The organism is Citrobacter sp. MGH 55, from assembly GCF_016906145.1.
GTDB classification, from domain to species: Bacteria; Pseudomonadota; Gammaproteobacteria; order Enterobacterales; family Enterobacteriaceae; genus Citrobacter_A; species Citrobacter_A amalonaticus.
In genome coordinates this window covers 3,748,121-3,754,120 of the sequence record NZ_CP070239.1, presented here as the reverse complement: position 1 = coordinate 3,754,120, position 6,000 = coordinate 3,748,121, and the positions used below count along the sequence as shown (strand labels likewise).

General features: G+C 52.9%; 5 protein-coding genes and 1 pseudogene. 2 read left to right on the top strand and 4 right to left on the bottom strand.

All coding sequences use genetic code 11. The annotated features are described in order from the left end of the window. Nucleotides 1-29 precede the first annotated feature (29 nt). The 3 genes and pseudogenes from pptA to JTI98_RS15400 form a co-directional block, all read right to left on the bottom strand. Nucleotides 30-257, bottom strand: a complete 228-nt coding sequence (gene pptA, locus JTI98_RS15410) for a tautomerase PptA (RefSeq protein WP_044257912.1) — start codon at nucleotides 255-257, stop codon at nucleotides 30-32. 64 nt (nucleotides 258-321) lie between these two features. Beyond that, nucleotides 322-624: pseudogene (locus JTI98_RS15405) on the bottom strand (substrate-binding domain-containing protein); the annotation flags it as partial. A gap of 28 nt (nucleotides 625-652) precedes the next feature. Continuing rightward, nucleotides 653-1,270, bottom strand: a complete 618-nt coding sequence (locus JTI98_RS15400) for a glutathione S-transferase family protein (RefSeq protein WP_156595233.1) — start codon at nucleotides 1,268-1,270, stop codon at nucleotides 653-655. A 402-nt stretch (nucleotides 1,271-1,672) separates the two neighbouring features. Here JTI98_RS15400 and JTI98_RS15395 point away from each other — a divergent pair, with 402 nt between their 5' ends. Beyond that, complete coding sequence (locus JTI98_RS15395) at nucleotides 1,673-3,214, top strand: PAS domain-containing methyl-accepting chemotaxis protein (protein ID WP_216081477.1); 1,542 nt, start codon at nucleotides 1,673-1,675, stop codon at nucleotides 3,212-3,214. Nucleotides 3,215-3,442: 228 nt separating this feature from the next. Further along, nucleotides 3,443-4,885 (top strand): L-asparagine permease, encoded by a 1,443-nt coding sequence (gene ansP / locus JTI98_RS15390; RefSeq protein ID WP_044267069.1) that lies wholly within the window; start codon nucleotides 3,443-3,445, stop codon nucleotides 4,883-4,885. Nucleotides 4,886-4,920: 35 nt separating this feature from the next. On the opposite strand, the gene JTI98_RS15385 is transcribed toward ansP, so the two are convergent. Next, nucleotides 4,921-5,982, bottom strand: coding sequence for a YncE family protein (locus JTI98_RS15385; protein WP_216081476.1), 1,062 nt, complete (start codon nucleotides 5,980-5,982; stop codon nucleotides 4,921-4,923). Nucleotides 5,983-6,000: the final 18 nt, after the last annotated feature.

Sequence of the window (6,000 nt, the reverse complement as noted above, 5' to 3'; positions counted from 1 at the left end):
CAGTCAACCTTCGTGACCGGGCTTTTGTATTACATGCTGTAGCCTGGCTTTTTAATCAGCACGTCCATTTGTGGTTCAATCTCGCGCTCCCAGACGCCCTGCCACTGATCCTCCGGAACTTCAGTCAGCGCCACGCTCACTGAGCGCTCCTTGCTTTTCAGATGACGGATGATCACCTCAGTTATATCATCGGCCAGCGCCGCTTTTTGTTCATCATTCAGGTCGCGCGGAAAACATTTAATATCAACGTGTGGCATAGCAGGTTCCTTATTGTCAGTGTGACGTTAACGCTAGCACACTTGACAACATGCATGTGTCGGTTTATGCGGATTCACGCTCGATCAGGTGAAAATCGATATCGATAATGGCCTCTTCCACTGCCGCTTGTTCAATGCGATTCGCCAGCAGCGTGGCGGCGCGCTGACCAATGGCGCGGCGGTCGACGCTGACGGTGGTAGTCGACGGGCGATTGCTGGCGGCAAAATCGAGGTCGCCAAAACCGATGACGGCCAAATCCTGCGGAATACGTCATCCACGGCTTTCCGCTTCCATCATTGCCCCCTGCGCCAGGGTATCGGAACTGCAGACAATCACGTCAAATTCCCCTTCGCTGAAGAGTTTAGTGTGCGTTTACCCGCCACTCCCGTTGCTTTCAGAGGATCCCATTGTTTTTCAACACCTGACGTAACTCTGCCCGCTGACACACGGCGTCCGCTATTGCGCTGATATTCGGCGTATTATCCTGAAACCAGTCATGCCCCGGCCCCCAGGTGCGCATCACGCACAGATAACAGTCGAGCAGCGTTAACTGTTCGCCGAAGGCATACGGTTCCGCGCTGAGCCGATCGTTGAGCCAGAGATAGAGTGATTTACGGTATTCAATACAGTTCTTTTTCAACTGTGCGGGCGCATCAGGCGCCCAGCGTTCCGGGTAGTCGGCATACGTAAATGTCGGATAGATATTGGCCACCAGCCAGATCAACAGACGCTGAAACTGCTGACGCTCGCTGCGTCCGATGGGCGGTGCCAGATCGGGGCGACGATCGAGGACCATCAGCGCGATGGCGGCTGTTTCACTCATTACCTCACCATTTTCAAGCGTCAGCGTCGGTACCTGACACAGCGGATTGATTTTTTGCAACAGATCTCGCTGTGGCCCTTCGCTGTCAAAGCCACTGACATCGACAAAACGATACGGAATGTCCGCCAGCGTAAGCATTAATTCGCTGATCGCTGACCCCCACCCAGGCGCGCCATAAACCTTTATCATACTGCCTCCTGCAGGTTAAAACTCTAAGTGTAGAGTAACCTGCATTTCTGGCATGGCTTTCTCACCGTTCTTCCCGTCTGCCCCCTACGAAAATTAATAGGTCTGTAAAACTTATGATGTTTACCGTAATTACACAGTCATATTGTTTTTTTGTCATTTTTTTATCGGTCAGGTTTTACTTAAGGGAGCGCGACAATCTTCACAGGTTACGCAGATGTATTTATTTTTCATTTTAATGACATCACAGTTTAATTAAAGCCTGTAAATTTCATTTTAAATACTTTCGCCATTCTTATGTTTAGTAGAGAATGCAGCATTCTAAATACATCAATCTTTATTATCCGTCAGCCCAGGCTGACGGACTTTTGTGTTTATTCCGCACAGCATCACCAGGAGTCTTTCATGAGAAGTAACATCCCCGTTACACAGAAAGAGTATTTACTTAACGAGAAAACGACGCTGTTATCGACAACGAATACGCAAAGCCATATTACCTATGCGAATTCAGCGTTTATCGACGCCAGCGGATTTGACGAAAATCAACTGATGGGCGAGCCGCACAATATCATCCGTCACCCGGATATGCCGCCTGCTGCATTTGCCGATATGTGGTTTACCCTGCAACAGGGCGACAGCTGGACCGGCATGGTCAAGAACCGCCGCCATAACGGCGATCATTACTGGGTTCGCGCCAACGTCACCCCCGTCTGGCATAACGAACAATTAACCGGATACATCTCGGTACGCACCGTTCCCGCGCGACAGGAAATTGAGCAAAGCGAGCAGCTTTATCAAAAGATAAATAATAACAATTTCAAGGGGCATCGTTTATTTAAGGGAATTATTATCCGTCGTGGCGTACTGGCCTGTTTGTCGGCATTTAAATGGTTGTCCATCCGTCAACGTGTCAATTATGCTATCGGTATCAGTCTGTTTCTCGCCTTGGGTATTATTTTCTTAGCCATTAATCCGCTTATTCAGGCAGGCGCATTTACCCTCTTATTTTTGCTGCTGGCTATTTACCTTAAGTATCAAATTTGTCATCCGGTTAAACAGATCCTGGCCCAGATGCAGAAAGTGGTCGCCGGGCGCAAACCCGACAGCATTCATTTAAATCGTGTCGATGAACTGGGGATGATGATGCGTCTGGTTAATCAGGCTGGATTAAATCTGAATTCACTGGTGGATGATGTGAGTACGCAAATTGCCGGGATTCAGGAAATCAGCAAGCGCGTCAGTCAGGAAGGCACGGCGTTGCATAAGCGTTCCGAAGAGACCTCGGCCAATCTACAACAAACTGCGGCAGCCATTGAAGAGATTGGCAGCGCAGTACAGCAAACGGCGGATACCGCCGCACAAACCATGACGATGGCGGACAGAACCAGCGCTAACGCCAGCGAAGGGGGCGATTTTATGAAGCAGACGATCGGCATGATGCAGTCGATTTCCCGTGATAACGGGCAGATCGTCGACATCATCGGCGTGATCGACAGTATTGCTTTCCAGACCAATATCCTCGCGCTTAACGCAGCGGTCGAAGCCGCGCGCGCCGGTGAGTCTGGACGTGGGTTTGCGGTCGTTGCCGCCGAGGTGCGGAATCTGGCGCAACACTCCGCGTCGGCAGCCAAAGAGATTACCTCGCTGATTGAGAAGAACGTCGCCAACGTTAATGCCGGCGTGAGCATGGTTGAGCAGACGGAAACCCATCTGACCGGGATGATCGAGGACGTGTTCCAGATGTCGACCATGATCAGAGAAATTGGTCTTGCGACGCGTGAACAAACCCAGGCGCTGGAACTGATTAACGATTCGATCTCCCGCATCGGCACCATGACCGATAACAACGCCGCGATGGTGGAAAGCGTCAGGGATGCCGCTGGCAGTCTTTCCAGGCGCTCCTCACGCCTGCAACAGGCGGTGAGCGTCTTCGGCACCTCCGTCTGATCCCCCTCCCGCTCTGCCTGTTCAGAGCGGGATCTCACTTCAGTTCTGGTTGATTATTACGCAATCTGACCATTTTAAATGGACTATTTTGCACCGTTTATTATTTGCAGGTAGGATGCTCCGCCGGTGGTGTTATCCCTACCCAGAATGACGGGAATCATCACCCGCGTCGCGCCGGGGAGTTGCGGCAAAAGGTTCGATTTATCAGACAGGTAAACAGGTAACGTAATGAATACACAAGAAACAACGGTGTCGGAGCAGCACGCGGCGAAACGACGCTGGTTGAATGCCCATGAAGAGGGGTATCACAAAGCGATGGGCAACCGTCAGGTCCAGATGATCGCCATCGGCGGCGCCATTGGGACCGGATTATTTTTGGGCGCCGGTGCGCGCCTGCAAATGGCAGGCCCCGCGCTGGCGCTGGTCTATCTGGTCTGCGGGATCTTTTCATTCTTTATTTTGCGCGCATTGGGCGAACTGGTTTTGCACCGCCCTTCCAGCGGCAGTTTCGTCTCCTATGCCCGTGAATTTCTCGGCGAGAAAGCCGCCTACGTCGCGGGCTGGATGTACTTCATCAACTGGGCAATGACCGGTATCGTCGATATCACCGCCGTCGCGCTGTATATGCATTACTGGGGCGCATTTGGTGATGTTCCGCAGTGGGTCTTTGCCCTCGGCGCGCTGGCGATTGTCGGCACCATGAACATGATCGGCGTGAAATGGTTTGCGGAGATGGAGTTCTGGTTTGCGCTGGTGAAAGTGCTGGCCATTGTGCTCTTTCTGGTGGTCGGGACGATTTTCCTCGGCTCGGGTAAACCGCTGGACGGTAACGCCACCGGTTTTCATTTGATTACCGATAACGGTGGATTCTTCCCCCACGGCCTGCTGCCGGCGCTGGTGCTGGTACAAGGGGTGGTCTTTGCCTTTGCGTCTATCGAACTGGTGGGAACCGCCGCTGGCGAGTGTAAAGATCCGCAGACGATGGTACCGAAAGCCATCAACAGCGTGATCTGGCGTATCGGCCTGTTCTACGTCGGTTCTGTAGTATTGCTGGTTCTGCTATTACCGTGGAACGCCTATCAGGCGGGACAAAGCCCGTTTGTGACCTTCTTCTCGAAGCTCGGCGTGCCTTACATTGGCAGCATTATGAACATCGTCGTGCTGACTGCCGCCCTCTCCAGCCTGAACTCCGGCCTCTATTGCACCGGGCGCATTTTGCGTTCGATGGCGATGGGCGGATCTGCGCCAAAATTCATGAGTAAGATGAGTCGTCAGCATGTGCCCTACGCGGGAATTCTGGCGACGCTGGCGGTGTACGTTGTTGGAGTTTTTCTCAACTATCTGGTGCCATCGCAGGTCTTCGAAATCGTGCTGAACTTTGCGTCACTGGGGATCATCGCTTCATGGGGCTTTATTGTGGTCTGCCAGCTGCGTCTGCGTCAGGCAATCAAAGAAGGAAAAGCCGCCGATGTCAGCTTCAAACTGCCTGGCGCGCCGTTTACCTCGTGGTTAACGCTGCTGTTCCTGTTGAGCGTGCTGGTCCTGATGGCCTTCGATTATCCGAACGGGACATGGACCATTGCTTCCCTGCCGCTGATTGCCATCCTGCTGGTCGCCGGTTGGTACGGCGTGCGTAAGCGAGTGGCGGAAATACACCGCAGCGCACCATAAACAACAAGGCCTGCACACGGTGCAGGCCTTTTACTTTACAGGGCGATGCGAATCACATCATCCGGTTCAGTGGCTTCTTTCTCACGCGTAGATTTCTGCTTCACGCTTACGTACAGCGTTTTGCCATCGGCGGACAGCGCCAGGCTGTTCGGGAAGGTTGGCGTATCAAACGTTTTCACCACGTTGTAGCTCTTCGCGTCAATCACGCTCACTTTACCCGCCTGACGGTGCGTGACGTACACTTCGTTACGCGTTGGGTTGAACAGAACGGCCAGCGACTCCGGCGCCGCGACTTTCGCCAGCACGTTGCCGTTGCGGGTATCGACAACCACCACTTCAGCCGCTTTTGAGTCGGTCACAAATGCGCGATGACCTGCTGTATCAAGGCTCAGGTTGATGAAGAAATGTTCTTTGCCATTCTCCAACAGTTTTTTACGGCTGAGGATCTTGTTGGTGACAGTATCGATAGTAATGAATTCGCCATCGGCATTGGTGGTGTACAGACGTTTCGCCTGGCTGTCGATCGCCAGGCCCGCGCCCATTTTACCGGTATTCTGGATCGTCTCTTTCAGCGCAATTTTTTCGCCATCCACCACCCAAATCACGCTCTCTTTACCGAGACCACTGATATAAACCGTATTGGTCGCTTCATCGACAACCAGCTCACGCGGCTGCAGCGGACGTACCTCTTCTGAGCGCTTACGGGCGTCGAGAACCAGTCGCCCTTTCACTTCACTCGTTTTCGCATCAATGGCCGTCACCGCACTGTTGACCGTGTTGCCAAACCACAGCGTCTGGGTCGCATTATTGATGGTGGCACCAAACGGTTTGAGATCGTTGTGGATAACCTGCGTGACGTCCAGCGTCACCGGATCAAGACGATAGACGATACCGCCCTTGTCCAGTTTGCGGCTTTGCGAGGTCGCCAGCCACAGGGCGTTTTCCTGCTGGCTGAAGGCCATTTCGTAGGCGCCTTTGCCCACACCCTTACGCAGCAGGTCTTCTGCAGCCTGAGCGCTGAATGTAGAAGCAACCAGCAGTGAACCTAACAGCAATGAACCCCGCAGACGCGGCGAGAACAGATGACGAAAATGCATGACGACTCCCTTTGATAA

Bases quoted from the DNA above. Each gene is read 5' to 3' on its own strand.
- JTI98_RS15395 (WP_216081477.1), top strand. From the start codon at position 1,673: ATGAGAAGTAACATCCCCGTTACACAGAAAGAGTATTTACTTAACGAG.
- JTI98_RS15385 (WP_216081476.1), bottom strand. From the start codon at position 5,982: ATGCATTTTCGTCATCTGTTCTCGCCGCGTCTGCGGGGTTCATTGCTG.
- ansP (WP_044267069.1), top strand. From the start codon at position 3,443: ATGAATACACAAGAAACAACGGTGTCGGAGCAGCACGCGGCGAAACGA.
- pptA (WP_044257912.1), bottom strand. From the start codon at position 257: ATGCCACACGTTGATATTAAATGTTTTCCGCGCGACCTGAATGATGAA.
- JTI98_RS15400 (WP_156595233.1), bottom strand. From the start codon at position 1,270: ATGATAAAGGTTTATGGCGCGCCTGGGTGGGGGTCAGCGATCAGCGAA.